Origin of the sequence: Streptomyces sp. TLI_185, from assembly GCF_003814765.1 — a bacterium.
In the GTDB taxonomy this organism is placed as follows: domain Bacteria; phylum Actinomycetota; class Actinomycetes; order Streptomycetales; family Streptomycetaceae; genus Streptomyces.
This window is the reverse complement of the sequence record NZ_RKRB01000001.1, coordinates 4,819,180-4,843,640: the sequence shown is the minus strand read 5'-3', so window position 1 is coordinate 4,843,640 and position 24,461 is coordinate 4,819,180. Positions and strand designations below refer to the sequence as shown.

The 24,461-nt window shown below is 69.7% G+C and carries 23 protein-coding genes, 1 tRNA gene and 1 pseudogene; 12 read left to right on the top strand and 13 right to left on the bottom strand.

Annotated elements, in window-relative coordinates:
• Nucleotides 1-138: 138 nt before the first annotated feature.
• Nucleotides 139-212 (top strand) — tRNA-Thr (locus EDD92_RS22195).
• A gap of 17 nt (nucleotides 213-229) precedes the next feature.
• Here EDD92_RS22195 and EDD92_RS22190 read toward each other — a convergent pair.
• Together EDD92_RS22190 and EDD92_RS22185 are read right to left on the bottom strand one after the other, a co-directional pair.
• Nucleotides 230-558: pseudogene (locus EDD92_RS22190) on the bottom strand (DUF1062 domain-containing protein); the annotation flags it as partial.
• A gap of 575 nt (nucleotides 559-1,133) precedes the next feature.
• Nucleotides 1,134-2,558 carry a condensation domain-containing protein gene (locus EDD92_RS22185; RefSeq protein ID WP_123965947.1) on the bottom strand — a complete coding sequence of 475 codons (1,425 nt, stop codon included), beginning with the start codon at nucleotides 2,556-2,558 and terminating at the stop codon, nucleotides 1,134-1,136.
• Between the two features lie 421 nt (nucleotides 2,559-2,979).
• Between EDD92_RS22185 and EDD92_RS22180 the strand changes: the two genes are divergently transcribed.
• From EDD92_RS22180 to EDD92_RS22165, 4 genes are all read left to right on the top strand, one after another.
• A complete protein-coding gene (locus EDD92_RS22180; RefSeq protein ID WP_099929751.1) occupies nucleotides 2,980-3,243 on the top strand; it encodes a hypothetical protein in 264 nt (87 codons plus the stop codon).
• 216 nt (nucleotides 3,244-3,459) lie between these two features.
• Nucleotides 3,460-3,813, top strand: coding sequence for a hypothetical protein (locus EDD92_RS22175; RefSeq protein ID WP_123965946.1), 354 nt, complete (start codon nucleotides 3,460-3,462; stop codon nucleotides 3,811-3,813).
• A gap of 376 nt (nucleotides 3,814-4,189) precedes the next feature.
• Entirely contained in the window at nucleotides 4,190-4,615 is a 426-nt protein-coding gene (locus tag EDD92_RS22170) for a hypothetical protein (protein WP_123965945.1), read from the top strand.
• A gap of 123 nt (nucleotides 4,616-4,738) precedes the next feature.
• The gene (locus EDD92_RS22165; protein WP_260326675.1) at nucleotides 4,739-5,131 is read left to right on the top strand and encodes a hypothetical protein; all 393 of its coding nucleotides are present in this window, start codon (nucleotides 4,739-4,741) and stop codon (nucleotides 5,129-5,131) included.
• A gap of 125 nt (nucleotides 5,132-5,256) precedes the next feature.
• On the opposite strand, the gene EDD92_RS22160 is transcribed toward EDD92_RS22165, so the two are convergent.
• From EDD92_RS22160 to EDD92_RS22150, 3 genes are all read right to left on the bottom strand, one after another.
• Entirely contained in the window at nucleotides 5,257-5,562 is a 306-nt protein-coding gene (locus tag EDD92_RS22160; RefSeq protein WP_123965944.1) for a hypothetical protein, read from the bottom strand.
• A 245-nt stretch (nucleotides 5,563-5,807) separates the two neighbouring features.
• A complete protein-coding gene (locus EDD92_RS22155) occupies nucleotides 5,808-6,101 on the bottom strand; it encodes a hypothetical protein (RefSeq protein ID WP_030941334.1) in 294 nt (97 codons plus the stop codon).
• A gap of 169 nt (nucleotides 6,102-6,270) precedes the next feature.
• On the bottom strand, nucleotides 6,271-6,735 hold the full coding sequence (locus tag EDD92_RS22150; protein WP_123965943.1) for a hypothetical protein: 465 nt from the start codon (nucleotides 6,733-6,735) through the stop codon (nucleotides 6,271-6,273).
• Between the two features lie 417 nt (nucleotides 6,736-7,152).
• On the opposite strand from EDD92_RS22150, the gene EDD92_RS22145 reads away from it, so the two are divergent.
• A complete protein-coding gene (locus tag EDD92_RS22145) occupies nucleotides 7,153-7,905 on the top strand; it encodes a hypothetical protein (protein ID WP_123965942.1) in 753 nt (250 codons plus the stop codon).
• A 74-nt stretch (nucleotides 7,906-7,979) separates the two neighbouring features.
• A complete protein-coding gene (locus EDD92_RS22140; RefSeq protein WP_099929745.1) occupies nucleotides 7,980-8,261 on the top strand; it encodes a hypothetical protein in 282 nt (93 codons plus the stop codon).
• Between the two features lie 29 nt (nucleotides 8,262-8,290).
• On the opposite strand, the gene EDD92_RS22135 is transcribed toward EDD92_RS22140, so the two are convergent.
• The 3 genes from EDD92_RS22135 to EDD92_RS22125 all read right to left on the bottom strand — a co-directional run bounded on the left by EDD92_RS22135 (nucleotide 8,291) and on the right by EDD92_RS22125 (nucleotide 10,967).
• On the bottom strand, nucleotides 8,291-9,316 hold the full coding sequence (locus EDD92_RS22135) for a DUF4037 domain-containing protein (protein WP_260326673.1): 1,026 nt from the start codon (nucleotides 9,314-9,316) through the stop codon (nucleotides 8,291-8,293).
• A 96-nt stretch (nucleotides 9,317-9,412) separates the two neighbouring features.
• Entirely contained in the window at nucleotides 9,413-9,895 is a 483-nt protein-coding gene (locus EDD92_RS22130; protein ID WP_123965941.1) for a GNAT family N-acetyltransferase, read from the bottom strand.
• Between the two features lie 160 nt (nucleotides 9,896-10,055).
• The gene (locus tag EDD92_RS22125) at nucleotides 10,056-10,967 is read right to left on the bottom strand and encodes an aminoglycoside phosphotransferase family protein (RefSeq protein ID WP_123965940.1); all 912 of its coding nucleotides are present in this window, start codon (nucleotides 10,965-10,967) and stop codon (nucleotides 10,056-10,058) included.
• On the opposite strand from EDD92_RS22125, the gene EDD92_RS22120 reads away from it, so the two are divergent.
• The 3 genes from EDD92_RS22120 (at nucleotide 10,966) to EDD92_RS22110 (ending at nucleotide 15,803) form a co-directional block, all read left to right on the top strand.
• Nucleotides 10,966-11,637, top strand: coding sequence for a rhomboid-like protein (locus EDD92_RS22120; protein WP_185124090.1), 672 nt, complete (start codon nucleotides 10,966-10,968; stop codon nucleotides 11,635-11,637). The genes EDD92_RS22125 and EDD92_RS22120 overlap by 2 nt on opposite strands.
• 10 nt (nucleotides 11,638-11,647) lie before the next feature.
• Nucleotides 11,648-13,054: an FAD-binding oxidoreductase gene (locus EDD92_RS22115; RefSeq protein ID WP_185124089.1), complete on the top strand. Its 1,407-nt coding sequence runs from the start codon at nucleotides 11,648-11,650 to the stop codon at nucleotides 13,052-13,054.
• A gap of 112 nt (nucleotides 13,055-13,166) precedes the next feature.
• On the top strand, nucleotides 13,167-15,803 hold the full coding sequence (locus EDD92_RS22110; RefSeq protein WP_123965939.1) for a glycosyl hydrolase: 2,637 nt from the start codon (nucleotides 13,167-13,169) through the stop codon (nucleotides 15,801-15,803).
• A gap of 202 nt (nucleotides 15,804-16,005) precedes the next feature.
• On the opposite strand, the gene EDD92_RS22105 is transcribed toward EDD92_RS22110, so the two are convergent.
• The 3 genes from EDD92_RS22105 to EDD92_RS22095 all read right to left on the bottom strand — a co-directional run bounded on the left by EDD92_RS22105 (nucleotide 16,006) and on the right by EDD92_RS22095 (nucleotide 19,809).
• Complete coding sequence (locus tag EDD92_RS22105) at nucleotides 16,006-17,508, bottom strand: MFS transporter (protein WP_260326671.1); 1,503 nt, start codon at nucleotides 17,506-17,508, stop codon at nucleotides 16,006-16,008.
• Nucleotides 17,509-17,564: 56 nt separating this feature from the next.
• Nucleotides 17,565-18,545, bottom strand: a complete 981-nt coding sequence (locus tag EDD92_RS22100; RefSeq protein WP_123965937.1) for a zinc-binding dehydrogenase — start codon at nucleotides 18,543-18,545, stop codon at nucleotides 17,565-17,567.
• Between the two features lie 82 nt (nucleotides 18,546-18,627).
• Nucleotides 18,628-19,809: an NAD(P)-binding protein gene (locus tag EDD92_RS22095; RefSeq protein WP_123965936.1), complete on the bottom strand. Its 1,182-nt coding sequence runs from the start codon at nucleotides 19,807-19,809 to the stop codon at nucleotides 18,628-18,630.
• Between the two features lie 129 nt (nucleotides 19,810-19,938).
• Between EDD92_RS22095 and EDD92_RS52140 the strand changes: the two genes are divergently transcribed.
• Nucleotides 19,939-20,634 carry a pentapeptide repeat-containing protein gene (locus tag EDD92_RS52140; RefSeq protein ID WP_123965935.1) on the top strand — a complete coding sequence of 232 codons (696 nt, stop codon included), beginning with the start codon at nucleotides 19,939-19,941 and terminating at the stop codon, nucleotides 20,632-20,634.
• A gap of 156 nt (nucleotides 20,635-20,790) precedes the next feature.
• Here EDD92_RS52140 and EDD92_RS22085 read toward each other — a convergent pair whose 3' ends face one another.
• A complete protein-coding gene (locus tag EDD92_RS22085) occupies nucleotides 20,791-21,291 on the bottom strand; it encodes a hypothetical protein (RefSeq protein WP_123965934.1) in 501 nt (166 codons plus the stop codon).
• A 37-nt stretch (nucleotides 21,292-21,328) separates the two neighbouring features.
• Here EDD92_RS22085 and EDD92_RS22080 point away from each other — a divergent pair, with 37 nt between their 5' ends.
• A complete protein-coding gene (locus tag EDD92_RS22080; protein ID WP_399183638.1) occupies nucleotides 21,329-22,768 on the top strand; it encodes a M1 family metallopeptidase in 1,440 nt (479 codons plus the stop codon).
• 48 nt (nucleotides 22,769-22,816) lie between these two features.
• Here the strand turns inward: EDD92_RS22080 and EDD92_RS22075 are convergent, their stop codons facing one another.
• Nucleotides 22,817-24,451, bottom strand: a complete 1,635-nt coding sequence (locus EDD92_RS22075) for a M4 family metallopeptidase (RefSeq protein WP_399183635.1) — start codon at nucleotides 24,449-24,451, stop codon at nucleotides 22,817-22,819.
• Nucleotides 24,452-24,461: the final 10 nt, after the last annotated feature.

The window sequence follows — 24,461 nt, the reverse complement described above, 5'->3', positions numbered from 1 at the left end:
GAACTGGCTCAGGACGCTACCTGGCGTTCGCCTGATCTGTCAGTACCCCCGGAGCTGTGAACTTCGCGGAAATTTTCGACAGGGGCCGCCCGGGACCTGGGTACACTGCACGGGCACGCACGCGAAGCTTGCGTGCAGGCCTCCTTAGCTCAGCTGGTCAGAGCGCCGCTCTTGTAAAGCGAAGGTCGTCGGTTCGAATCCGACAGGGGGCTCCGACAGCAGGCCGCGCTCAGCGCTTGAGCGTGAAGGTGAAGTCGTCGGCGAGCTTGCCGCTCAGCCTGACTGCCGAGACGAGCTTCCCGTCCGTGACGGGTCGCTCGGCCTCGGCCCGCGAGAGGCCGCGGCTTTCGGCGATCAGCCGCACCGGCCGGACCGGGATCCGCGCCGCGAGTCGGACCGAGACGTCGATCACCTCGCGGTCCGGGTGATCCGATCCGCCGGTGTCGAGCCGCCAGGCGTCGTCCCAGTCGAGCGCTGTGCGATTGCGGCGCCGCACGACCGCTCCTGGAGCAGCTCGGCTGCCAGAGCGGGGTCGTTGTCGTGCAGCCGGTCCAGCAGAGGCAATGACGGCGAATGAGCGGCTGAAGCGACCCGGCGCGTTCGGCTGCGGGTGGCGGTGGCGCGGTACGACGCGACCGATGCGGCGGCGGCCGTCGCCCGTGTGGCGGACGCCGGGGTCCGGGTCGTCCACTTCCCCGGGCTCTCCCTCACCGGTATACGAGCACGGCCCCGAACCGACCCTGATCCGCGAGGCGTGCCGGGCGCCGGGCGTGACCGTCGTCGCAGGAGACGGAGCGGTCGTGGCCCCCTGCCGAGTGCCGGGCACCGAGTCCTGCACGCTGACGGTGGTCGGCCGGCGGCCGGCCCTGGGCATCAGCCATGACGCGAGCTCACCCGAGCACGCCCGGGCCGCAGTGCGCTCCGGCGCCGACGCCTGTCTGTGCGGCGGGTTCATCTACGGACCGGACGGCCGCATCCCGGCAGAAGTGGTGCCCGGGAGGCGTAGCTCGTGGTGGCAGACCTCGTCGACGCGGCGCCGGCCGACCGCACGGTGGCACTCCCTGCGGTGAGTGCGTGCGTCGTGTGACTCCGAACAGGGGCAGCCCCGTTGCGGCCGCCCCTGTTCATGCCGTTCACCCGGCGAGATCGTGCGGCGCGAGTTCGCTGGCGCGCTGCTCGCCGGCCACGGTGAGGATGACGTCCCGCAGCCGCTCGACGTACAGCCGCATGTTCTTGTAGGCGATGTCGGTGTCGGGGTAGCGGCAGGTGAACCACAGGCCCTCGTGGAGCCGGTTCAGCCAGATGCACACCTGGTCGCCGTAGGACACCCGCACCAGTCCGTAGGCCGCCAGTTCGTCCCAGCGCTCGGCCCCGGGGATGCCTCGTGCGTCGACGAACGAGACGATCGAGTACAGGTCGGGCGAGGTCGGCCGGAAGTCCTCGCCGAGCAGTCGCAGTACGCGGGCGAGGGGCATGCGTGCCAGCGACCTGTTGGCCTGCAGTTCGGCGCGCACGGCGGTCAGGGCGGTGGGGAAGTCCGGCGCCTCGTCGATGGCGACCTCGATCGGGGCCCCGCCGACGTACCAGCCCACGGAGTCGGACCACTTGGACTTCACCCGCGTGTGGAACGGCACGACGGCGCGGTAGACGGGCTGTTTGCCGATCTCGTGGACGATGAGGCTGGTGGCGGCCAGAACGCCGACGAGGCTGCCGCCGAAGGGCCGGCAGTACGACTCGAACGCCGCGGCGGCGTCCGCGTCGACCAGCATCTCGCGCATCAGCTTCTGCCTGGGCAGGTCGCCGCCGGGCTCAAGCCCCAGGTCGACGGGGAAGTTGGGCAGCTTCCCGTTGCACCGCCGGATGAAGTCCCGCCAGCGGCCGACGATGGCGTGGGTGCCGTCGATCCGGTCCGCGTCCGCCCGCTCGATCTCGCAGAAGTCGACGTAGCTGCCGACCGGTGACTCCTCGACGGGGCGTCCCTCGGCGGCCGCCGTGTAGAGCTCGTTGATCTCGGCGGGCATGCGCTGGATGGAGTAGGAGTCGACATTGCTGTGGTCGAACGCAATGTACAGACTCGCGCTGTCGTCCCTGACGACCGCCGCGTAGAGGAAGTTGGGCCAGCTCAGCGCGCTCGCGGAGGCGTCGAAGCGGTCCTGGAGGTGCTGGACGAGCTGCGCAGCGTCGGGGAAGTCGCCGATGTCCTCCCGGTGGAGGAACACGTCCTCGGTGTCGAGCGTGAATCGGCGCATCTCGTCGCCGTCCCAGCGGAATCCGCTGCGCAGCGTCTCGTGCCGGAGCGTCCAGCTGCGCAGGGCGTCCTGCAGCGCGTCGAGGTCGACCCTGCCCGGGATGTCGAATGCCGTACCGACCCACGTGGGCACGAACAGGCCGTCCTCGTGCACCGATCGGGCGGTCCTGATGTGCGACTCCTGGACGTACGCCGGCGGGCGGGGGTCCTCCGGAAGGCCCGCCGCCACCGTGACGGTCGCCGGACTGAGCGCCCACTCGACGAGCTGTCCGGGCCGGACTTCGCAGCGCTGGATGTCGGTGATTCGCACGGGCGTCTCCTGTCGCAGTTGGAGCCCGAATCGGGCGGACCCGATCAAGGGAATGCCGCGACCGCGAAATGAGATACCCGGAACATGGGGTGTTCCCACTTTTGAGTGGATTGAGTGATCGGCGGATGTGCGCCAATCGGTCTGCGGAACACCGCTATTCACTGCGCCGGGCATTTCAACATACGAACAAGTCGCGTTCAAGAAGCCGGAGTTCACCCCGGCCGGGGGCGAGTAGCCCCCATTCTCGTACGTGGAGAATACGCCCTCCTTCGAACGGACTTTGCGGAAGCCGGAGTTGCCGCGCGTCGAGTGGACACGGGATATCCGGCAGTGTGGAATGCCTAGTTGTTACTGCTAGTGTTCGTCCAGTCACAGTAGGCAATCTGCCTCGACATCCAGGCAATGAAGGACCGAGGGTTTCATGCGCAAGCTTCAACAGGCCATGATCGCAGCAGCAGTGGCGGCTGGCGGTCTCTCCGTCATCGGTGCCGGCGCCGGCACCGCCTACGCCCACGGCCACGGCCATGGCCACGACGCCAAGCCGAAGGTGACCGAGCACTACCGCCCGTACCAGGAGTGCAGCCCGCAGACGGTGGCTGACGGCGACCTCCCGATCGGCGTTCTCGGTCTCTCCGAGACGTTCGACACCACCTGCGGTCAGTTCAACAACGCCTTCACTGGGTGATCGTGGACGACGCTTTCCGCGAGCCCCTCGGGGTCACCCCCCGCAGGGGCCCGTTCACGTGTGGTCGCCCGGAGCGCGAGGCCGCTCCAGTGGCCCGCATGCGTTCGTGATGGCTCTGGAAGTTCCTTCAGCAGATCAGCCCTTCACTTCGTAGGCGAAACGGGCCGGCCCGCGGCGCACGGCGCCCGGGTGCCCCTCACAAAGGAAACGGATCAGATGCTCAGTAGGAAGAAGATCGCGGCCGTCTCGGGGCTTCTGTGCGGCCTCGCCGTGACCTGCGCCGGAGCGACCCAGGCGTATGCCGCAGCGGGCCCGGGAGCCTGCACGGTGAGCGCGTCGGGTGACGTCACCTGTGTCCAGCGGTTCGCGGGCAAGACGTCCGACGGTGAGGACTTCATCGTCCGCCGGGCCAACACCTGCACACCGCAGACGCCCATGGAACTGCCCGTCATCCCCCTGCTGAACAGCGGGAGCACCAAGATCGGGCCCGAGGTGACCTGTTCGCCCAACGATCCGGGGCCGCAGGACAACGACCATCCCTCGGAGTTGCCCGGCGGTCTGCTGGGCTGAGGCCCGCACTTCCGAGCGGCGGACGGCCGGACCGGGGCGACCCGGACCGGCCGTCCGTTTTTTGTATGCCGGTTTTTCTCTGTCCGCGGCAGATGGGTGACTGCCGCACGCTGCCCGTGACTTGAGCCGGGGCAATCGTCGTTTTACGGGAGAGCGCCAAGTGCGCGACCGACCCCGTCATCAACTGCCCATCCCGCAACATCCCTTTCCCTTTCCCTCTCCCAGTCCGCGGCCGAGCGGGCGGAAGGCTGCTTTGGCATAAGCCGACACGGTGCACAGAAGGGCCCTAGATCCCAAATGACTACGTTTCGTGTGTATATGCTCACATTAAGTAGTCAAGCCAGGGCTTCCCGCCCAGCTAGGAAAGGGTCTAATCATGCGCAAGTTTCAGCGGGCCGCAGCAGTAATTGCAGCGGTCGCGGGGCTCTCCGCCCTCGGGGCCGGCGTCAGCAGCGCCACCGACGGCTGGGGAGGCGGGGCCACCGCGGTGGCCTCCTCGCAGGCCAACGCCGTGGCCTACGGGGGCGGCGGGGGATGGGCTCCGCACGACGCCCCGCAGGCGGCTCCGTATGGTGCCGCCCCGCAGGCGGCTCCGTACTTCGCGCCGATGAACGTCAACTTCGCGCCGCCGTCCGCGCCGCAGGCCGCCCCGATGGCCGCACCTCAGCCCGCGCCCCAGTACATCGCCCCCCAGTACATCGCCGCGCCGCAGTACGCGCCCCAGTACGCCGCACCTCAGCCCGCGCCGCAGTATGCCCCGCAGTACGCGCCGCAGTACGCCGCCCCGTACGGCTCCAGGTAAAGAAGCCCCCGGCGCAACGACCTGAACAAAACCCTCAACGGCAAAGGCAGCCCGGACGCGCAGAAAACCCATCAGGGTGCGCGTCCGGGCTGTACCGATATATCGATCAAAGGAACACAGCGCATGTTCAGTCGGCAGAAAATCGCAATCGTCTCGGGGATCCTCGGAAGTCTCGCCGTGATCTGCGTCGGAGCCGTGCAGGCGCAGGCTGATGAGAACCCGCGTGGCTGCAAGACCAACGCCGCAGGGGAAACCGTCTGCGTGCACAAGACCGAGAGCGTCCACAAGAACAAGCGCGGCACGTTTGTCGTCAAGCAGACGCAGAGCTGCTCGACGACGACGCGGCCGCGCCTGGTGCTGCCCGAGGACGGCATGCTCAACAACGGGTCGACGCGCGTCGGGCCGGTGGTGGACTGCACCAACAAGGCGCCGACGCCCAAGGGGTTCAAGCGGCCCCACATCAGGGCGCCGCACATCAGGGCACCCCATGTCACGACGCCGCATTTCAATTTCTGAGGTGCGATCGGCGAGTGCCGGACCGGGGCTGCTCCCGATCCGGCATTTCCGCGTTCCGGCGCCGTGAAAGCCTTGGTGCCCCGGCCGACCGGCCGGGGCACCAAGGACGGTTCTGACTTGCTGAGTTACTTGCCGACGCTGTTGTTGCAGCCCATGTCCGAGCCCAGGTGGGTGTCCTGAGCGCCCGGGTTGCCCTCGCCGTTCAGCAGGTTGCCCGCAGCGCCGTTGAGGATGCCGACCTGGCCGAGGACGTCGACGTTGGCGTCGTGCGAACGGCAGGTGGTGCTCTGCATGATGTTGAAGCCACCGCCGCGATGGCCGCCTTCGCCCGAGCCGAAGCCGCCCTGATCGGCGTGGGCGGCGCCGGCGCTCAGGAGTCCGACGCTGCTGAGGGCAGCGACCAGGACGGCAGCCTTGCGAAGCTTGTGCATGACATCTCCGGTGGAGTGAAGTGGATGCGATCCGTGACGGATCGACTTCGTGCAGTTACGGAGGCTAATAAGAAATACCCGTAAAAGACTGTGCGGCGCGCCGAATTCGAGGTGATCCTCACTGCCCTGGTCGATGCCCGGGAAATACTGCTGCCTTGACAAAAAAGGCGGTCCCGGCACCGAGTCTGGAGCTCGGTGCCGGGACCTGCTTCCCGCTCTCGGCCGTCTATGCGGCCGTCATTCGACTAGAAGGCGCTGTTGTTGCAGCCCATGCTCGAGCCGATGTGGGTGTCCTGGCCGCCGGCGTTGCCCTCGCCGTTGAGCGCGTTGCCGAGCAGGCCGTTGAGGATGCCGACCTGGCCGAGGACGTCGACGTTCAGGTCGTGCGACTTGCAGTTGGAGCTCTGCAGCACGTTGAACTTGTCGCCACCCTTGCCGCCCTTGCCCCCGTCGTCGTGAGCCTGAGCGGTGCCGGCACCGAGGAGTCCGACGGTGCTGAGGGCGGCGACCAGGACGGCAGCCTTGCGAAGCTGGTGCATGTCATCTCCGGTGGAGTGAGTGGGTGCGATCTGTAACAGATCGACTTCTTACAGTTACGGAGAATAATAGGAAATAACCGACAATCACCTAGCGACGCGCCGTGTCCTGTGATCGTGTTGCGGCAGCTCCCTGAAGTCGTCCGGCGATCCCGGTGGGCCTCTGTGGCTCTTAGTGGGCCTTGGCGAGGGCGTTCGCCTGGCTGTTGGCCTGGGTGCAGGCGACGCCCTTGGTCTCGGCGGCGGCGAGCACGGCGACCGGGAGGTTGGCGTTGAGCACGGACTGCGGGCTGCACTCCTGGGCCGGGCGGAAGAGGTTGAACTGGTCGGCGTTGCCGCCGGACTGCGCCGGTGCGGACGGCGAGGAGATGTGCGGGCTGAGCTGCGGGTTCACCTGCGGATTGACCTGCGGGGCAACCTCGGCGGGCTGCGCCGGGGCCGCCTGTCGCTGGGCGGGCCCGCCGGAGGTGTGGGCGGTGGCCTGGGTGGCGGTGAAGGCGCCGGCCATGGCGGGACCCGGGGGCGGAGCGCTATTGCCGTAGGCGACAGGAGCGTCGGCGACACTGGGGCCGACGCCGATGGCGGACAGACCGCCGGCCGCTGCTACGACGAGCGCGACGTGCTGGAACTTGCGCATGGAACCTTCGGCCCTTCATTGACCTGGCATGGAACGTACTGAAATAGCAGATGAGCCAGTGGAGTTGTGGCTGCTCTTGCTGACCTGGGCGGCTGCGGTGGGTGATGGATCATCGCTCTGTCCCCGTGGGGAACGAAGCAAGTTCGGGGCCAGTCACGGCAGTCGGGAAGCAGTCACCCATTTGCCCCCGGCGGGCCGGTAATCCGATCAATGCCAAATGGGTGACGGAATTCTGGATCCCGTGACCGCACAGAAGGAAATGTCGTTGCCAGCAGGGAGAGGGCAGCGACCATGAACCGGTGAGAGGGGCAAGGGGATCCGCTGTCGGCTCCGGCGTGAACATCAGACTGAGCGCACGCAACACAGCACTGAATACAACGGATTTCCCTGCACAGGTATTGAAGGGCCGAGGGTTCCATGCGAAAGATTCACAAGGCCGCGCTCGTCGTAGCAGCGGCCGGCGGTCTGTCCGCCATCGGCGCCGGCGTCAGCCATGCCGACTCGTACCCCGGGTACAGCGGTGGCGCTCCGGCTGCTCCCTACTACCCGGCCCCGGCGCCCCAGTACTACCCGGCGCCCCAGTACGCGGCCCCGGCGCCCGCGTACTACCCGGCCCCCGCACCGCCCCCGCAGTACTACGCGCCCCCGGCCCCGGCTCCCCAGTACTACCCGGCACCCCCGCAGAGCGCTCCGGCGCGGGCCGTTGCCGCGTCCACCGCGGACAGCACCGCGCAGTCCGGTGGGCCGCAGTCGTACTCCCAGCCGGCGCCGCAGTACGCGCCCCCGGCGCCCGCCCCGCAGGCCGCTCCGCAGCCGAGCCAGGCCACCGCCGTCGCCTCGTCGGTGGGTGGTGCGCAGGCCGGTGCACCGGCTTCCGCCCCGCAGTCCGCTCCTCAGCAGCAGCCGCTGGTCCAGCCGCAGGTCGCCCCGCAGTCGTCGCCCGAGGTCATGCCGAAGGTCGCCCCGCAGGTCGCCATGCCGCAGGTCTTCAACCCGGAGCCCGCGCCGCACGTCGCCCCCCAGGTGAACCCGCAGGTGAACCCGCAGGTGAACCCGCTCATCGACCCGCTGGTCTCGCCCGCCAGCGCGGCACCGCAGGTGCCCGGGCTCGGTCTCGGACAGGTCGCGGCGCCTCCCGTCGGGAACCTGGGTCTGCCCCGACTCGGCTGATGGCCTCCCGGTAGTTGTCCATCGTCCCAACTCGATCTGCTGCAGATCACTTCCGCTCGATCAATGGAGAAGAAATGCGCAAGCTTCAGAAGGTCGCCATCGTGGGGGCCGCTGTCCTCGGCAGCATCGGCTCCTTCGGGGTCGGCCCGGCCTTCGCACACGGCGAGCCGGGGCACGACGGCTTCGACATCACGCAGGGCATCGAGTGCCGCTCGCACGACATGAACATCGACGTTCTCGGTGACGTCGGTGCCATCAACGGCCTGCTGGGCGGCGCGCTGAACGGCGAAGGCAACCCGGGTGCCCAGGAGAGCCACCTCGGTGCGGACATGGGCTGCAACAGCAAGGCCCTCTGAGCAGCCGCGCCACACGCTTCTCGCCCAGGTCAGGAGTAATCCGGCCTGGGCTTTCGCACTTCCTGGTGGACGGCTCGGGCGAGTTCGGGGCGGGTCAGGACCTCCGTGCCGTCGACGAACTGATCGACGGAGCCGGCCGTCGGCAGTTCCTTGACCGCCGGGTCGGAGATACGGGCGATCAGCGCCTCGGTGAACCGTGCAGGCGGGCCGGACGGGGCGACCCGGTCCGTCAGTTCGAGCTGGTTGTGCAGGTCCGCGACGCTCTCGTACGCCTGCGCAAGGTGTTTCTCGCGGGTGCGCCAGTCCGTTGCCGCGAGCGTGGCGGTGAGGGCCGGGGTGAGGTGGTGGCTCGCGGAGGTGCGGGCGAAAGCGCTGCCGAGCCACTTGCCGTACGGCGGGTAGCGGCGGTCCATGAGGAGGCACAGGCGCATCAGGTCGCGGACGAGGCGGGCGGCGGAGACCGCGGAGCCGAGTTCGTCGCCGACTTCGCCGCAGCGCGCGACGAAGGGCTCCTCCCGGGAGATGCGCCGCCACTGGCAGGCCAGGACATGGAGCCAGATGTCGTGGGGGTACCAGCGCAGCGCGTGCCGTATCGGGGTGAGTTCGCGCAGGCCGTCGTGGAAGACGGCGCCCGCGGTGACCTCGGCGAGGAGCTGGGTGGGGGTGGCGAGCCAGTCCGCCGGGGTGATGTCCGGGGTGGGCGTGAAGCCGAGCTCGGTGGTGAACCAGGCCGCGATGTGGGTGACTTCGACCTCGTGGCGGACGGGGTGGCCGTGGAAGGTCCTCGGCAGGTGCGCGGCGAGGATGTGTCTGATGCGGCCTGCGTGGCGGGAGACGTCCCGGCGGTGGAGGAAGAGCTGGAGGCGCGGGCCCCGTGCGTGGCCGGCCGGGCGCGGGGTGTCGAAGCCGAGTACTTCGGAGCCGCTGCCCAGCCGGGCGGCCGAGTGGGGGATGCCGGGGGCGGCCTCCTCGAGTAAGGAGCGGACGGCTTCCGTGTAGAAGCGGCGGGAGAGTTCAAGGCCGGGGACGAACGGCGGCATATTCGTAGTGCTCATGCCAGGAAGCCGTGCCCATTCGGTGAGGGGTCATGCGGGGTGCCTTCACACCTTCACGACGTCATCCGCTTCGTGCCGTTTTTCGCCTTCACACAGTCAGTTGGTCTGTCCAGCCAGGTCCTTGAGCGGGCCGTCCGTCAGCCGGTACACCGTCCACTCGTCCTGTGGGCGGGCGCCGAGGGACTCGTAGAAGCCGATGGCCGGGGTGTTCCAGTTCAGGACGGACCATTCGAGACGCTCGTAGCCGCGCTCCACGCAGATGCGGGCCAGTTCGGTGAGGAGGGCCTTGCCGTGGCCGGCGCCTCGGGCGGTGGGGCGGACGTAGAGGTCCTCCAAATAAATGCCGTGGACGCCGCGCCAGGTGGAGAAGTTCAGGAACCAGAGGGCGAAGCCGACGGGGGTGCCGGTGGTGTCGTCGGTCGCGATGTGGGCGTAGGCGGCGGGGCGGTCGCCGAAGAGGGCCTCGTGGAGTTGGGGCTCGGTGGCCCTTGCCTCGTGCGGGGCCTTTTCGTAGGCGGCCAGTTCCTGGATCAGGGTGTGGATGACGGGGATGTCGGCGGGGGTTGCTGTGCGGATCACGTCCGTGAGGTTACGCTCCGCTGGGGGTGCCGAGTGGGGTTGGTTTTTGTCTGCGGCTTCGTCGTGGCTGGTCGCGCTCACGCGGCGGAGCCGCATATCGATACAGCCCCGCGCCCCTTAAGGGGCGCTGCCGGACCGTAGCGGACTTCGCGCTCCCCGCTTAGCGCAGGCACCTGGCGATTTCCAGGCCGTGGGGCTCCGGGACGCGGCCGTCCTCCACGTCCCAGAGGGTGTTCTGGAGGAGTCTGCCCAGGGTCCAGGCACGCGCGCGTGCGCGGTCCAGGCCGAGTACGTCCGTCATCGCGTCGAAGCGCCAGGGGATCTCGTCGGCGTCGAAGCGGTTGGCGAGGGCCGGCCAGAGGTCGAAGCCGGGGTCGCCTGCCAGGGGTTTGGGGTCGATGGCGAGCCAGGGGGCGCGGGCGGAGGCGAGGACGTTCTCGTCGTGCAGGTCCCAGTGGAGGAGGCGGTCGCCCGGTTCGTCCACTACCTCTCGTACGGCGGCCGCGCAGTCCGCGATCAGGCTGCGGGTGTCGGGGTCCGGGATGCGCTTCAACGCCCAAGGGGTCCGGTCCAGCATGGCGTGGGCGATGTCGCCGAGGCGGCGCACGCCTTCCGGGGCCGGGGTGGTGGTCAGGTGGGCGAGCAGACGGGCGATGACCAGGACCGCCTCACGGGTGTCGGGGAGCCGGGAGAGCATGCGGGTGTGGTCGAGGCGTTCCAGGAGCATGGTGTGGGTCGTCCCGTCGTGTGCGAGGAGGCGGACCGCGCCGTCGCCGTCCCACAGGCGCAGGGCCACGGGCTCGCCCTCGCTCTCCTCGTCCAGCAGCTGCAGCTTCAGCACGGCCGGGGTGCCGTCGGAGCGCAGGACCGGGAGGACGAGGGCGGTGACTCCGTGCATGGGGCGGCCGTCGAGCCGTAGCTCCCAGCGATCGAGGAACTCCTGTGCCAGGTGGGGCAGGCCTGCGATGAAGGCCCGTCCCGCCTCGCCGTTGAACTTCTCCTGTGCCGCCGCCAGCTCGCCCGGAATGTCGATCACCCTTGCGACGATACTTACGTGCGTGAATCGCCTCATGCGAATTGACCGGGGGATCGGGAAGCGGGTGTGGGCCTACGTCTGCAGCGCACCTGGCACGTATGTCTGGCTGGCGATCCTGTTCGTCACCACCGTCGCCCTGCACCACATGTCGCCGCAGTTCGAGCAGGAGTTCCTGCGGCAGCGGTCCACGAACATCCATGAGCTGTCGAACGACCCCGGGCGGGTGCTCGTGCAGAGTGCGATGTGGATCGACGGCGGCGACTGGTTTCCGTATGCGTTCCTCTACACCGCCTTCCAGTACACCGTCTTCCATGCGCAGGCCGAGCGGTGGCTGGGCACGCTGCGATGGCTGATGGTGTGCGTGGCCGCGCATGTGCTCGCGACGCTGATCAGCGAGGGTGCGTTGCTGAAGGCGGTGCGGGACGGGATGGTGTCGCACTCCGCCGTCAACTCCCTTGACTTCGGGGTGAGTTATGCGCTGGCGGGGGTGGTGGGGGTGCTGGCCTACCGGATCGCGGCGCCCTGGCGGTATCTGTATCTGGCGGGCGTGTTCTTCGTGTACGGGGCTCCGCTCGCGGACTCGCCGACCTTCACCGACTTCGGGCATTTTGTGTCGGTGCTGATCGGGCTCGCGTGTTATCCGCTGGTCAGGGGGCGGGGGAAGGCCTGGAATCCGAGGGAGACAGTTTCCGCCCTGAGGGGTTAGCTTTCCGGCCATGAGCAGCTCGGTGAGCAGTGTCGTGAACGGCGGTATCTCCTACTGGTACGCGGACGACGGCTTCCCGGCGGTGCGGGAGCCGCTCGGCGGTGACGCGTCCGCCGACGTCGTGATCGTCGGGGGCGGGTACACGGGGCTGTGGACCGCGTACTACCTGAAGAAGGCGGCGCCCTTCCTCCGTATCACCGTCCTGGAGCAGAAGTTCTGCGGGTACGGGGCCTCGGGGCGCAACGGCGGCTGGCTGTACAACGGGATCGCCGGGCGCGACCGGTACGCGAAGCTGCACGGGCGCGAGGCCGCCGTGCGGCTGCAGAAGGCCATGAACGAGACCGTGGACGAGGTCGTCCGGGTCGCGGAAGAGGAAGCCGTCGAGGCCGATGTCCACAAGGGCGGGGTGCTCGAAGTCGCCACCACACCCGCCCAGTTGGCACGGCTCAAGGCCTTTCACGAGCTTGAGCTGTCGTACGGGGAGAAGGACCGTGAGCTGTACGGCGCCGGGGAGACCGCCGAGCGGATCCGGGTCGCGGACGCGGTGGGCTCGACGTGGACTCCGCACGGGGCGCGGCTGCACCCGGTGAAGCTGGTGAAGGGGCTGGCGGCCGCCGTCGAGGCGCTCGGGGTGACGATTCACGAGCTGACGCCCGTGGCGGAGATCCGGCCGAAGCATGCCGTGACGCCGTACGGGACGGTCCGGGCGCCCTACGTCCTGCGCTGCACGGAGGGGTTCACCGCGAGTCTGAAGGGGCAGCGGCGCACCTGGCTGCCCATGAACTCCTCGATGATCGCGACCGAGCCGCTCACCGCCGAGCAGTGGGAGTCGGTGGGGTGGGACGGGCTGGAGACGCTCGGGGACATGGCGCACGCGTACATGTACGCGCAGCGGACCGCCGACGGGCGGATCGCGCTCGGCGGGCGCGGAGTGCCGTACCGCTTCGGATCGAAGACCGACAACGACGGGCGGACGCAGGCGGAGACGGTCGAGGCGCTGCGGGAGATCCTGGTGCGGTTCTTCCCCTCGCTGGCGGGGGTGGGGATCGAACATGCCTGGTCGGGGGTGCTCGGGGTGCCCCGGGACTGGTGCGCGACGGTGACCCTGGACCGGTCGACGGGGCTCGGCTGGGCGGGCGGCTATGTCGGCTCGGGGGTGGCCACCACCAATCTTGCGGCGCGGACCCTCAGGGATCTGGTGCAGTTCGACTCGGGGCAGGGCGGCCGGACCGAGCTGACCGATCTGCCGTGGGTCGGGCACAAGGTGCGCAAGTGGGAGCCGGAGCCGCTGCGGTGGCTCGGGGTGCAGGGGATGTACGCCACCTACCGGGCGGCGGACCGGCGGGAACGCGCCACGTACAGCGCCGAGTCCTCGAAGCTGGCGCAGTTCGCCGATCGGGTGGCGGGGCGGCACTGAGGATTTTTTACCCTTTGATTGCGTTCACAGGAATCTCTCACCGCAGCATTCCCGCCAATGCTGTTGGCCAGCTCGTGTCATGTACGCCACTGCTCCCAGGGGAGGGCACTTCATGGCGGCCAACGGCTGGCGAAGAAGACGGATGTGGGCGGTGCTTGCCACCACTGCCGCGCTGGGCCTGACAGTCACTCAGGCTCAGGCGGCGAACGGTGGCAGAGACCCCTTCGGCGTGCGGGAACTTCACAGACAGGCCCTTCTGCATCAGCAGCAGAAGGGCCTGTCGGCTTTTGCGCAGGCTGGGGACGACGATGACGGGGGAGAGGCACAGGAGGAGGCCGAGCAGGCGGACCAGTACGCCGAGGCGCGCACCTCACCGGGGATCGTGGCGCCGGGCGCGTACGGGGCGGCGTACGACGATCTGGTGGATCTGCCGCACACCAAGGGGAGCTGGAGCGATCTGACGCGGCTCCCCTACGACTCCGACGACCCGCGGTACCGGGACATCAACTCCAACTCCAGCGGCGGGGCCGGGAAGGTGACCGGCCGGGTGACCGGGCTCGCGGCCGACCGGCACGGCTACGTGTACGCCGGTTCGGCCAACGGCGGGGTCTTCCGGTCGCGTTCCGGTGGCGGTCACTGGACGAACATCTCCGACGGGCTGCCCGCACTGTCGACGGGCGATCTGCAGCTCGACGGACGGGGGCGGCTCTGGTACGCCACGGGCGAGGCCAACACCAGCGCGACCTCCTTCCTGGGGACGGGTGTGTACGTCCTCGCCGATCCGCGCAAGGGCACCTTCAGCCCGAGCGACCGGGTCGGCGGCGACGAACTGGAGTCGACGTCCATCAACGCCCTGCGCTTCGCCGGCGACAAGGTGTGGGCCGCGACCACCGAAGGTGTGTGGAGCCACTCCACGAAGACGCTGAAGGGCCACTGGAAGCTGGAGTTCGCGCCCAACCCGGACTATCTGCCGGGTGGTCCGAAGGCGAGCGACCCGTCGGCCGCGTACAAGAACATCACCAGCGACATCGCGATCGACCCGAAGGACCCGGGCAAGGTCGTGCTGGCCGTCGGCTGGCGCGGCGGAGACACCTACAACGGCTTCTACGCCAGGTCCGGCGGCAGCTGGCAGCGGCTGACCGGTCTCGGTGACCTGCCGGGCAACGCCGAGGACGTCGGCAATGTGACCTTCGCACGCAGCGCGGACGGATCGCGGTACTACGCCATCGACCAGTCGCCCGAGCAGACCGCGGAGAACCCGGACAGCGGTCTTGAGGGCATCTTCGTCTCCAAGTCCGGCTCGCCGACCGGCCCCTGGACGAAGATCGCCGACTACAAGCAGCTGCGGGACTCCGGCTCCGCGCTCACCGGTGCCGGATACCAGCCCGGCATCCAGTCCTGGTACGACCAGTTCCTCACGGTCGATCCGAAGAACCCGGACCATGTGTACGCCGGTCTGGAGGAGGTCTTCGAGACCAAGGACGGCGGCACGTCGTGGTCCGTGCCGGGGCCGTACTGGAACTTCGGTTTCCCCTGCTGGTCCATCGACCCGAGCAAGCAGACCGGTGACTGCCACCAGACCGTCCACGCCGACCAGCACTCCGTGGCGATCGGCAGCAACGGGGGAGCGCCGTACGTGATCGTCGGCGACGACGGCGGCACCTTCCGCCGCCCGCTGAACGGCAGCGCCGACGCCTCCGGCCACGCGACCGACTGGGCCTCCCTGAACGACGGCACGATGGACGCCCTGCAGTACTACTCGGTGGGCGTGGGCGCCGATCCGGCCGGGCGGGGTGTGGCCGTCACCGGTGGTCTCCAGGACAACGGGCAGTCCGAACTGCGGCCCGGAGACCGTGTGATGGGCTCCAACTTCGGCGGTGACGGCGGCGACACGATCACCGACCCGGCGAACGGGTGCAACATCGCCCAGGAGTACGTCTACCTCGCGGTGTCCGTCACCAACAACTGCGCGGTGAACGACGGAAGCTGGGTCACCGACCCGTCGAAGGCGACGACGTACTCCGTCGCTCCGCCCGACAACGCGACCGGTGAGGCACGCTTCATCGCCCCGCTGAACGCCGACATCAGGGACCCGAAGGTCTGGGTCGCGGGCGGCCGGCATGTGTGGATCAACACCAAGGGATACGCGATCCGCAGCGGGAGCGAGTGGTTCGGCGCGTTCGACCTGGGTGCGGGGCACACGGCCACGGCGGTGGCCTCCTCCGGCGGCAAGGTGTACGCCGCCTGGTGCGGGCCCTGCAACAACCAGGGCTTCACGCGCGGCATCGCGGTCGGCAACGCCGACGGCACGGGCTGGCACCAGCTGAGCCTGCCGGTCGACGGGACCGTCCCGAACCGCTACCTCTCCGGCCTGGCGATCGACCCGGCCGACTCCGACCACGTCCTGCTCGCCGTCAACGGCTTCTCGCGGAAGTGGACGGAGGGTCCGGGCGCGGGTGTCGGGCACCTCTTCGAGACCCGGGACGGCGGGGTCACCTGGAAGGACGTCTCCGGGAACCTGCCCGACGTACCGGCCAACTCGGTGGCCCTGCTGAAGGGCGGGACGATCGCGCTGGGCACGGATCTCGGGGTGCTGGTGCGGTTGCCTGGCTCGGCGAGCTGGAAGGTTGCCGGGGGTAATTTGCCGACGACTGCGGTGCTGCAGGTTCGGGTTGGGCCGGACGGGCGGTTGTATGCGGCGACGCATGGGCGGGGGATCTGGGCCATCGACGTGCGTCGGTTGCGGTAGCGCTCCGCGCTGGGGGCCGATATGTGGATCCGCCGCGGGGGTGCGAACGGCTCCGCCGCGGGGGTTCGATGAGTTGTCGGTCTGCGGCGTCGTCGTGGCTGGTCGCGCAGTTCCCCGCGCCCCTTCAGGGGCGCGGGGAACCGGCGGTGAATAAGGGGAGGGGCCCGCGGTCCGTGCGGCCCCTCCCCGTTCTTGTGCCCCCCTATGCGACCGGCTCCGGCACCGGTGTCTCGGCGGTTGCCCCGTGCTTCGGGGCCTTTGCCGTGACCATCAGGCCCGCGACCAGACCGGCCAGCAGCATGATTCCGGCGGCCCACCAGATGGCGACCGTGTAGCCGTGGACGACGCCCTCCTTGGCGATCAGGGCCTTCTGGGCGGGGTTGTGGAGGTGGGCGGCGATGTAGGCCGTGCTGCTGGTGGTGGCGATGGTGTTCAGCAGGGCCGTACCGATGGAGCCGCCCACCTGCTGCGAGGTGTTGACGGTCGCCGAGGTCACACCGGAGTCGTGCGGGGCGACGCCCGCGGTCGCGGTGGCGAAGACCGGCATGAAGGTCAGACCCATGCCGAGGCCCATCAGGATCAGCCCGGGCATGACCTCGGTCGCGTACGACGAGTGGGTGGTCATCCGGGTCAGGAGCATCATGCCGCCGGACGCGAGGACCATGCCCGGGACCATCAGCATGCGCGGCGCCACGTGCTGCAGCAGCCGGGCGGAGATCTGCGTGGAGCCGGTGATGATCGCGGCGGTCAGCGGCAGATAGGCCAGGCCGGTCTTCACCGGCGAGTAGTCGAGCACCACCTGCAGGTAGTACGTCATGAACAGGAACAGCCCGAACATGCCGATGACGGCGAGCATCATGGTCAGGAAGCAGCCCGCCCGGTTGCGGTCCTTGACGATGTGGAGCGGGAGCAGGGGCATCGGGGCCCGGTTCTGCCACCACACGAAGGCGACGAGGAGGAGGACGCCGCCCGCGAACAGCGCCAGCACCAGGGGGTCGGTCCAGCCCCGCGGCTCGGCCTCGCTGAAGCCGTAGACGATCGCCACCAGTCCGCCGCAGCCCAGCACCGCACCCGGTACGTCGAGGCGGGCGCCCTTGCGGCCGGGGCGGTCGTGGAGCAGGGCGAGCGCACCGAAGACGGCGATGATCGCGATGGGCACGTTGACGTACAGGCACCAGCGCCAGTTCAGGTACTCGGTGAGCAGCCCGCCGACGATGAACCCGATCGCCGATCCGCTGCCGGCCAGGGCGCCGTAGATGCCGAAGGCCTTTCCGCGCTCCTTCGGGTCGGTGAAGGTCGTGGTGAGGAGGGACAGCGCGGAGGGCGCGAGGACGGCGGCGAAGACTCCCTGCAGCGCGCGGGCGCCGAAGAGCATGCCGGAGCCGGTGGCGGCGCCGCCGAGCGCGGAGGCGGCGGCGAAGCCGATCAGCCCGAAGACGAACGTCCGCTTGCGCCCCACCAGGTCCGCGATACGGCCGCCGAGCAGGAGCAGTCCGCCGAAGGCCAGCGTGTAGGCGGTGATCACCCACTGGCGGTTGCCGTCGGACATGCCCAGGTCGCGCTGTGCGGACGGGAGCGCGATGTTCACGATGGTCGCGTCGAGGACGACCATGAGCTGCGCGAGCGCGATGATCACCAGGCCCCACCAGCGGCGGGGGTCGGCGTCCACGGGCGGAGAGGGCTCGCCTGTACGGGTGACGCTCACTCGGCCAGAAGACCATGAATCGTTGCGTATCGCATCTGCGGATGCCTTGTGCCTGGTCATGGCTCCAATACCACCTTTCCGGTTGTCCTGCGCGTCTCGAGAGCCCGGTGCGCGGCCGCCGCCTCGGCGAGCGGGAAGCGCTGCACGGCGGGAGTGAGCCTGCCTGCGGCCGCTTCGGTGAGGGCGCGCAGTTCCAGGGTCTGTACGGGGTTGGGGCCGCCGGCCTTCCGCATCATCACCGGGCCCAGGACCCGTTCGGAGACGCCGTCCACGAGGTAGGGCTCGCCGCCGCGGATGCCCGCGGCCGACCAGCCGAAGACGAGGTGTCTGCCGCCGGGGCCGAGGAGCTGTGTGCTGTGACGTGCGACCTCGCCGCCCACGCCGTCGAAGACGACGGTGGCGGGACGTCCGCCCAGCTGGGCGCGGACCTTGTCCGGCCATCCCGGTTCCTTGTAGTCGACGGCGAGGTCGGCGCCGTTGGCCGCCACGCGTGCCGTCTTCTCCGGGCCGCCCGCAAGGCCCACGACGGTGGCGCCGGCGTTCTTCGCATACTGCACGAGCAGGGTGCCGATGCCGCCCGCCGCGGCCGGGATCACGGCCACGGCGCCCGGGCCGAGCTCGGCGAACTGCACGACCCCCATCGCCGTACGCCCTGTCCCGATCATGGCGACGGCCGCGGCGAAGTCCAGGTTCGCGGGGATCTCGTGCACGCGGTCGACCTCGGTGACGGCCATCTCGGCGTAGCCTCCGGGGGCGAATCCGAGGTGGGCGACCACGCGCCTGCCGAGCCAGAGCGTGGCGACGCCCTCGCCCAGGGACTCGACGACGCCGGCGACCTCGCGCCCCGGGACGGTGGGCAGCCGTGTCGGCTCGGGCAGCGGCCCCTGTTCGCCCTCCCGGAGGGCGGTGTCGAGCAGGTGTACTCCGGCCGCCGCTACGGCGATACGGACCTGGCCCGGGCCCGGCAGCGGGTCCGCCACCTCCTCGTGGACGAGATTCTCGGCGGGACCGAAGGCATGGAGCCGGATGGCGTGCATGGTGAATCCCCCATTGACGTCGATTGCATCGACATCAATTGCTTTGACATCGATTGCTTGTCAGGAACTCCAGCCTTCGACCTCAAGCATGCTTGAGGTCAAGGGGGCCGGTGGCCCGCCGGCCGAGCGCCAGCGACACCGCGGCCAGGGCGCTGTTGAAGGAGACCTCCGAGAGGACGCCGGGGGCCGCGACCTGGTCGCCGGCCAGGTACACGCCGTCGCCGCGGTCGATGGCGGGGCGGTCGCGCCAGCTGGTGCCCGGCAGGTCGACGGCGCCCGTGCGGCCGTTCGCGACAGCCTCGCGCTGCCAGGTGACGCGTCCGCGCCAGCCCTCGAAGGCCAGGTCGAGGAGCTCCTCGGCGCGGGCGACACCGTCGGCCTTCGTCTCCTGCGGGGCGATGGGGATCTGGCCCTGGATGAGCTGCTCGCCGGCCGGGGCGAGCGAGCGGTCCTGTGCGGTGAACCTTTCCAGCCACCCGGGTTGGTCGAGGTCGCACACGGCGAAGGCGTCCCCGCGCCGGGTCCGCACCGCGAGATCGATGAGCGTCGTACGGCCGCTCGTCCAGGTCAGGGAGTCGTCCCCCAGCAGCCTGCGGGCGGCGTCGAGGGAGGTGGCGACGACGACGGGGCCGCCGGTCGCCGGAAGGGCGTCGAGGGTGTCGACGCGGGACAGGGTCTCCATCCGCACGCCCAGGTTCCATGCCCGGGCGGCCATCCGGTCGATGACGTTCGCCCAGCCGCCGCGCGGATAGTGCGCCTCCGGCGGGAGCTTGGTGGCACGGCGCAGCCGCTCCTGCACGAACGCGGCGGACAGGGCGCCGGGGTCGTGATGGAAGAGGGCGACGGCGGAGTAGTTCGCGGCGGCGCGGGCGGCCTCCTCGCCCGCGATGCCGATGGCCCAGGTCATGAAGTCGACGTCGACCGGCGCCTGTTGGAGGCCGGGGCGCAGCAGCTTGAGCATCGCGAAGGGCGGCGTGCGGCGCAGGCCGCCCTGGTGGCGGAGCCGGAGCCGGGCCGCCTCCAGGGGCGGGATCGGGGCGAGCGGTCCGATCAGGTTCCGCTGCTTGAGCCAGGTCCAGTGCGGGCCGCCGTTGTAGAGGGCGTGCGGTCCGTCGTTCGTCCGGTACGGGCCCTCTGCGGTCTGGGCTCGCCCGCCGAGGGTGTGGTGGGCTTCGAAAACGGTCACCTTGGCGCCGGCCTCGGCAGCGGTGACGGCCGCGGTCAGTCCGGCGAATCCGCCGCCGATGACGGTGATGCGGTGCATGGGTCGGGCCTCTCCCTCGTGTCGGGTCCGCCTTTCTGTGCATACGACGGATCGGGCCCCCGGAATGTGACATGGGCTGCGTTCTGCCTGGTCAGGGTGGTTGTCAGTGGCGGAGTGCACCATGGGGGCATGGCGAGGAGAGAGGCGGGCGGGATGGGCGGTTCCAGCGGTACGGCGGTGAAGGGGGCGCGGCGGCCGGAGGTGCGGCTGCCTGCGCTGGAGCCGTTCGGGGGCGGGGAGTTGGAGCCGGACGGGGACTACGACGGGCTGGAGTTCCGGGAGGCGGACCTCGCGGGGCAGGACGGCGGGGGCGCCCGATTCATGGACTGCGCACTGACGGGGTGCGCGCTGGACGAGACGGGGCTGCAGCACGCCCGGATCCTGGACTCGGTCCTGACGGGGCTGCGCGGGGTCGGCACGAACCTCGCCGAGGCGACCCTGCGGGACGTCGAGGTGGTCGACGCCCGCCTCGGCGGGGTGCAGCTGCACGGGGCGGTCCTGGAGCGGGTGGTGGTCCGCGGCGGCAAGATCGACTACCTGAACCTGCGCGCGGCCAGACTCAAGGACGTCGTCTTCGAGAGCTGTGTGCTGGTGGAGCCGGACTTCGGGGGCGCCCGGCTCGAGCGCGTGGAGTTCGTGGACTGCGTCCTGAAGGAGGCGGACCTCACCGCGGCGGCCCTGAAGGACGTGGACCTGAGAGCGGCGGCCGAGCTCGGCATCGCGCGGGGGGTGGACCGGCTGGCGGGGGCTGTGATCAGTCCGAGTCAGCTGATGGATCTGGCGCCGGTGTTGGCGGCGGAGATGGGGATTCGGGTGGAGGGTTGAGGGGACTTTTCCGCGCCGGTGGGGCTTGATCTTTCAGCCCGTCATGGGGGTCCCCCCGCTCGAGCGAAGCCGAGAGTGGGGGAGTTTGAGGACGAGGCCGTTCCGGCCGAAGCGGGGGTCTGGGGGCGGCAGCCCCCAGCAGACGGCACCGGAGGCTCACGCCACCCGCGGAAACCGGGCCTGCAGCGACCAGATCGCCGGGTTCTCCCCAAGGTCCTCATGGAGGTCGACCAGGTCGGCAATCAGATCGTGCAGAAAGTCCCGAGCCTCACGCCGCAGCTCACTGTGGGAGAAGCTGAGCGGCGGTTCCTCCGCCGGCATCCAGTCGGCCTCCACGTCCACCCACCCGAAGCGCCGCTCGAAGAGCATGCGGTCGGTCGACTCGGTGAAGTCGAGCTCGGCGTGCTGGGGCCGGGACGCGCGGGACCCCGCCGGGTCGCGGTCGATGCGCTCCACGATGTCGCACAGCGCCCATGCGAAGTCGAGCACCGGCACCCATCCCCAGGCTGTGGACAGTTCCCGGTCCGCCTTGGTGTCGGCGAGGTAGACGTCGCCGCAGAACAGGTCGTGCCGCAGCGCATGGACGTCCGCGCGGCGGTAGTCCGTCTGCGGGGGGTCCGGGAAACGGTTGGAGAGGGCATAGCCGATGTCGAGCACGTACGAGATGGTGTCACGCCGCCATAGGATCACCGGCGTGCCCAGACCCGTACCCGTCGCCCCCACAGCCCTCCGCGCTCCCATAGTCCGCCGGACCCCCGCAGTTCTCTGCGCCCTCGCCGTTCTCCTGGCGCCGGCTCTGAGCGCGTGCGGCGGCGGTGTCCATGGCACGCCGGGCGGCTCAGGCCTCCGTGACCCGTACTTCGCGAAGGCGGGCAACGGCGGATACGACGTCAGCCACTACGACCTGAAGCTCGCCTACGACCCCGACGGCGGGCACCGCCTCACCGGCACCGCGACCATCACCGCCCGCGCCACCCAGGACCTCTCCGCCTTCGACCTCGACCTCAAGGGGCTGCACGTCGACGAAGTCACCGTGGAGGGCAGACGCGCCCGCTGGAACCGCACCGGGCAGGAGCTCACCGTCCGCCCGCACGACGACCTCCGCGACGAGGAGACCTTCCGCGTCACCGTCCGCTACTCCGGCAGCCCGGTGACCATCACCGACCCCGACGAGTCCGAGGAGGGCTGGCTGCGCACCGCCGACGGCGCGCTCGCGCTCGGCGAACCCACCGGCTCCATGGCGTGGTTCCCCGGCAACGACCACCCCTCCGACAAGGCGTCGTACAACGTCGACATCACGGTGCCGAAGGGCCTGCAGGCCGTGTCCAACGGGGAGCTGACGGGCGAGACGAGCCGCGCAGGCCGTACGACCTTCACCTGGCACACCGCCGAACCGATGGCCACCTACCTCGCCACCCTCGCCATCGGCCACTACGACATCAGCCGCTACACCATCGGCAGCAAGCACCTGCCCGGGTACGTCGCCGTCGACCCGACCCAGGAGAAGGCGAGCCGGAAGGTGCTCGCGAAGCTCCCCGAGATCATCGAGTGGGAGGAGTACAACTTCGGGCCGTACCCCTTCTCCTCCACCGGAGCGATCGTCGACCGCCCGGACGACGCGGGGTACGCCCTGGAGACCCAGAACCGGCCCGTCTTCCCCGGCGCACCGGACACCGGGACCCTCGTCCACGAACTGGCCCACCAGTGGTACGGCGACTCCGTCACCCCGAAGAGCTGGCGGGACATGTGGCTCAACGAGGGCTTCGCGACGTACGCGGAGTGGCTGTGGGACGAGGACCACGGCGGCGACACCTGCCAGCAGACCTTTGAATCCCGCTACAAGGACGGCGACAAGGAGATCTGGGCGTACCCGCCGGCCGAGCCGAGCAGCGCGGCGCACATCTCCGACAGCCCCGTCTACGAGCGCGGCGCGATGGTCCTGCACAAGATCCGGCAGAGCGTCGGCGACGACACCTTCTACGACATCATCCAGGGCTGGGCCGCCACCCACCGCCACGGAAACGCGGACACGGACGACTTCACCGCGTACGTCGAGAAGAAGGCACCGGACAAGGACTTCAAGGAGATCTGGAAGAACTGGCTCTACGGGGAGGGAAAGCCGGACCACCCCTGAGGAGGCGGTGAGGGGCGGTCCGGCCGTGCAAATCCCCTTGTCCGGACGTCAGTTGACGTTGACTGCCTTCCAGGCCGCAGCCACCGCGTTGTACTCCGCGCTGCCCGCGCCGTACAGGTCGCTCGCCGCCTGGAGGGTGGCGGTGCGGGCGCCCGCGTAGTTGGTCGAGGAGGTGAAGTACGTGCTCAGGGCCTTGTACCAGATCTGGTCGGCCTTGGCGCGGCCGATGCCGGTGACCGTCGACCCGTCGTACGTCGGGGAGTTGTAGTTCACCCCGTTGATGGTCTTCGCTCCGCTGCCCTCGCTCAGCAGGTAGAAGAAGTGGTTCGCGACGCCCGAGGAGTTGTGGACGTCGAGGCGGCCGACGTTGCGCGACCAGTAGTCGGCCGAGCTGCCGTCCTTGCTGGGCTTGTCCATGTAGCGCAGCGGGGTGCCGTCGCCGTTGATGTCGATCTTCTCGCCGATGAGGTAGTCACCGGGGTCGGAGGAGTTGTTCGCGAAGAACTCCACCGAGGTGCCGAAGATGTCGGAGGTGGCCTCGTTGAGCCCGCCGGACTCGCGGCTGTACTTCAGGCCCGCCGTGGCCGCGGTCAGCCCGTGGCTCATCTCGTGGCCGGCGACGTCGAGCGAGGTCAGCGGCTTCACGTTGCCCTGCCCGTCGCCGTACGTCATGCAGAAGCAGTTGTCGCTCCAGAAGGCGTTGACGTACGCGTTGCCGTAGTGGACCCGGGAGTAGGCGGCCTTGCCGTCGCCCGCGATGCCGTTGCGGTTGAAGGCCGACTTGTAGAAGTCCCAGGTGACGGCGGCACCGTAGGCGGCGTCGACGCCGGCGGTCTGGCGGTTGGCCGGGGTGCCGTCGCCCCAGGTGTCGTCGGCGTCGTGGAAGAGGGTGCCGGTGCCGGACGTACCGCCGTTGAGGTCGTATGTCTTGTGGCCGCCGCGGCCGCCGTCGATCAGGTCGTAGCCGCCGGAGGCGGAGGCCGTGGTGCCGAGGGTCACCGTGCCGCTGTACTCGCTGGTGCCCGTACCGGTGTCGATGGCCTGGTACTCGTAGATCTTCTTGCCGGTGGTGGCGTCCGTGATGACGTGCAGCTCGCTCGGGGTGCCGTCGTGCTGCAGGCCCTTGACGACGGACTCGTAGGCGAGGACGGGCTTGGCGCCGGCCGCCCAGACGACCTTGCGGGCGGTGGCCGTCGAGGAGCGGGTGCCCGCGAGAGCGGTCCTCCTCGCGGAGGCGGCGGAGACGGCGGCGTCCGTGGACGCCACGGATATCCGCGCCTTGGTCGCCCTGCTCACACCCTTCAGCGTGCCGCTCTTCGTCACATGGGTGACCAGGTCGCCGCCGAGGACGGGCAGACCGGCGTAGGTGCGCTGGTAGCGGGTGTGGACGGTGCCGTTGGCGTCCTTGACGACGTCCTGGACGACGAGCTTCTCCTGGGCACCGAGCCCGAGCTCCCGGGCCGTGGAACCGGCCGCCTCCTGGGCGGACTTGATGGCGGCGGCGCGAGCCGAGGCGCTGAGGGGGAGCGTGGTGGCGCCGCTGTCGTGGGTGGGGGCCGCGGTGGCGGCACCGTTCTGCAGGGCGAGCACGACCATCGCCGCCGAGCCGATCAGGGCGGCGGTGCGGAGTGCGGTCTTGCGGGAGGTGCGGGTGGCGCGGGTGGCGCGGGTCTGCTGTCTCACTCGGTCTCCT

Excerpts from the sequence above, each read along its gene's own strand:
- EDD92_RS22180 (WP_099929751.1), top strand. The coding sequence starts at position 2,980 with ATGCGCAAGCTTCAACAGGCCATGATCGCAGCAGCAGTGGCGGCTGGC.
- EDD92_RS22175 (WP_123965946.1), top strand. The coding sequence starts at position 3,460 with ATGCTCAGTAGGAAGAAGATCGCGGCCGTCTCGGGGCTTCTGTGCGGC.
- EDD92_RS22170 (WP_123965945.1), top strand. The coding sequence starts at position 4,190 with ATGCGCAAGTTTCAGCGGGCCGCAGCAGTAATTGCAGCGGTCGCGGGG.
- EDD92_RS22165 (WP_260326675.1), top strand. The coding sequence starts at position 4,739 with ATGTTCAGTCGGCAGAAAATCGCAATCGTCTCGGGGATCCTCGGAAGT.
- EDD92_RS22160 (WP_123965944.1), bottom strand. The coding sequence starts at position 5,562 with ATGCACAAGCTTCGCAAGGCTGCCGTCCTGGTCGCTGCCCTCAGCAGC.
- EDD92_RS22155 (WP_030941334.1), bottom strand. The coding sequence starts at position 6,101 with ATGCACCAGCTTCGCAAGGCTGCCGTCCTGGTCGCCGCCCTCAGCACC.
- EDD92_RS22150 (WP_123965943.1), bottom strand. The coding sequence starts at position 6,735 with ATGCGCAAGTTCCAGCACGTCGCGCTCGTCGTAGCAGCGGCCGGCGGT.
- EDD92_RS22145 (WP_123965942.1), top strand. The coding sequence starts at position 7,153 with ATGCGAAAGATTCACAAGGCCGCGCTCGTCGTAGCAGCGGCCGGCGGT.
- EDD92_RS22140 (WP_099929745.1), top strand. The coding sequence starts at position 7,980 with ATGCGCAAGCTTCAGAAGGTCGCCATCGTGGGGGCCGCTGTCCTCGGC.
- EDD92_RS22135 (WP_260326673.1), bottom strand. The coding sequence starts at position 9,316 with ATGAGCACTACGAATATGCCGCCGTTCGTCCCCGGCCTTGAACTCTCC.
- EDD92_RS22120 (WP_185124090.1), top strand. The coding sequence starts at position 10,966 with ATGCGAATTGACCGGGGGATCGGGAAGCGGGTGTGGGCCTACGTCTGC.
- EDD92_RS22125 (WP_123965940.1), bottom strand. The coding sequence starts at position 10,967 with ATGAGGCGATTCACGCACGTAAGTATCGTCGCAAGGGTGATCGACATT.
- EDD92_RS22115 (WP_185124089.1), top strand. The coding sequence starts at position 11,648 with ATGAGCAGCTCGGTGAGCAGTGTCGTGAACGGCGGTATCTCCTACTGG.
- EDD92_RS22110 (WP_123965939.1), top strand. The coding sequence starts at position 13,167 with ATGGCGGCCAACGGCTGGCGAAGAAGACGGATGTGGGCGGTGCTTGCC.
- EDD92_RS22100 (WP_123965937.1), bottom strand. The coding sequence starts at position 18,545 with ATGCACGCCATCCGGCTCCATGCCTTCGGTCCCGCCGAGAATCTCGTC.
- EDD92_RS22095 (WP_123965936.1), bottom strand. The coding sequence starts at position 19,809 with ATGCACCGCATCACCGTCATCGGCGGCGGATTCGCCGGACTGACCGCG.
- EDD92_RS52140 (WP_123965935.1), top strand. The coding sequence starts at position 19,939 with ATGGCGAGGAGAGAGGCGGGCGGGATGGGCGGTTCCAGCGGTACGGCG.